The organism is Stenotrophomonas sp. HMWF023, assembly GCF_003060985.1.
Classification (GTDB): Bacteria; Pseudomonadota; Gammaproteobacteria; order Xanthomonadales; family Xanthomonadaceae; genus Stenotrophomonas; species Stenotrophomonas lactitubi.
Window position 1 is genome coordinate 23,716 of sequence record NZ_QAIJ01000355.1, and the last position, 1,584, is coordinate 25,299.

Annotated in this window: 1 protein-coding gene and 2 pseudogenes; 1 reads left to right on the forward strand and 2 read right to left on the reverse strand. The window is 68.1% G+C overall.

Features of this window, described 5'->3' with window-relative positions:
* Together DBR20_RS23695 and DBR20_RS21570 are read right to left on the reverse strand one after the other, a co-directional pair.
* Positions 1 to 147 (reverse strand): annotated as a pseudogene (locus DBR20_RS23695) (methionine ABC transporter substrate-binding protein); the annotation flags it as partial.
* A 26-nt stretch (positions 148 to 173) separates the two neighbouring features.
* A complete protein-coding gene (locus DBR20_RS21570; RefSeq protein ID WP_025877388.1) occupies positions 174 to 1,145 on the reverse strand; it encodes a YafY family protein in 972 nt (323 codons plus the stop codon).
* 81 nt (positions 1,146 to 1,226) lie between these two features.
* Here DBR20_RS21570 and DBR20_RS21575 point away from each other — a divergent pair.
* A pseudogene (locus tag DBR20_RS21575) lies at positions 1,227 to 1,584 on the forward strand (hypothetical protein); the annotation flags it as partial.

Genomic DNA, 1,584 nt, shown 5'->3' on the forward strand with positions numbered 1-1,584 from the left:
GAGGATCGGCTTGACCACTTCCAGGATCTCGGCGTGCGGCACGGCGGTGGCGGCCACCACCAGCTTCTGCGAAGGCTCGCCGGACTTGCCGCAGGCGGTCAGGGCCAGCGCAGCGGCGAACAGGGGCAGCAACAGGGTCTTCTTCATGGGCGCAATCGATCTCGGGGGAGGTGTCAGGATTTTTCGTAGTTGGTCAGGGCCAGTTCCAGCAATGCCTTGGCCTGCTCGCGCAGCATCATCGGTTCGACGATCTCGGCGTCGGACCCGTAATGCAACACGTCCATCAACAGTTCGCGCGACACGCTGTAAGGCACTTTCAGTTCGTAACGGCCGTCCGCGAGGAAGCGGCCCTGCTGCTTGGAGTGCCAGTGCTCGTCGGCCACCCAGCGCGCGGCCTTGGCACTGAACAGGATGGTTGCCCAGCCCTTCGGCGCACCGGAGAAGATGCCGTAGCTGGCACCCAGCTGCTCGTCCAGCTCGCTGTCGGCGACATCGCGGGCGGTGCTGTCGATCACCCGCGCCTTGTAGATGCGGTCCACCGCGAAGCTGCGCAGGGCCTCGCGATCATGGTCCCAGCCGTCCAGATACCAGTTGTCGCGGTAATGGGTCAGCCGCTGCGGCGATACCGTGCGCTTGGTCGCTTCGTCGGTCGAGCGGGCACGGTACTCAAAGCCCAGCTGCTTGCGTTCCAGCACTGCCGAGGCCACCGAACGGAAGCTGGCTTCATCGAACTTGCGGCCGCGGTGCGGGATTACCCGGACCCGGTCCACCGGCCAACTGGAAACACCTGCCTGGGCAGCCAGCAGGCTCTCGATGCGCTGCTGCAGCGGCGCCAGTACCGAAGACAGCACACCGCCGCCGGTTCGGGCCAGCAGGTGCTGCGAGGCCAGCAGGGCGTGCAGCTCCTCCGAGCTCAGCCACAGGCCGGGCAGCTCGAAGCGGTCGCTCTCGTCGGCCAGGTAGCGGAAGCCAGCCTCGCCATCGCCCTCGATCGGCGCCATCAGCGCATCGCGCAGGAACGCCAGGTCGCGGTAGACGGTGGCCCGGGAGCAACCGAGCTTGTCCTGCAGGGTCGCCACCGTCACCGGATAGCGTGCGGACTTGAGCAGACGATGCAGGGCGGTGATGCGTTCGTATCGGTCCATGCCCCCGATTATGTCCGAGTCTCGGGCGTTGTGGCGGACGATTGGGCTATCGTGGGCGCCCCCTGCCCTGCGGAGCGCCCGATGCGCCGGTTGTCTGTCCTGCCCCTGCTGGCCTGCCTGCTGCTGGCCGCCTGCGACCGCGCACCGGCGCCCACCGAGGCGGCGACGCCCGTACCCGCTGCCGATCCGGCACAGGCGGTGCTGTCTGCCAGCCAGCGGTTTGCCGCCCTGCGCAGCTTCCATGCCGAGCTGGAGGTGCTGGGTGCACAGCAGCCGGTACGCACCGCGATGGACTTCGTCGCCCCGGATCGCTTCCGGGTGCAGACCCCGGCCGGGCCGCAGGTGATCATCGGCGACACCATGTTCCTCCAGGCCGACGATGCAATCCGCCAGGTGCCGACCCCGCCGGGGCTGCTCGAGCAATGGCGCAGCCCGCTGC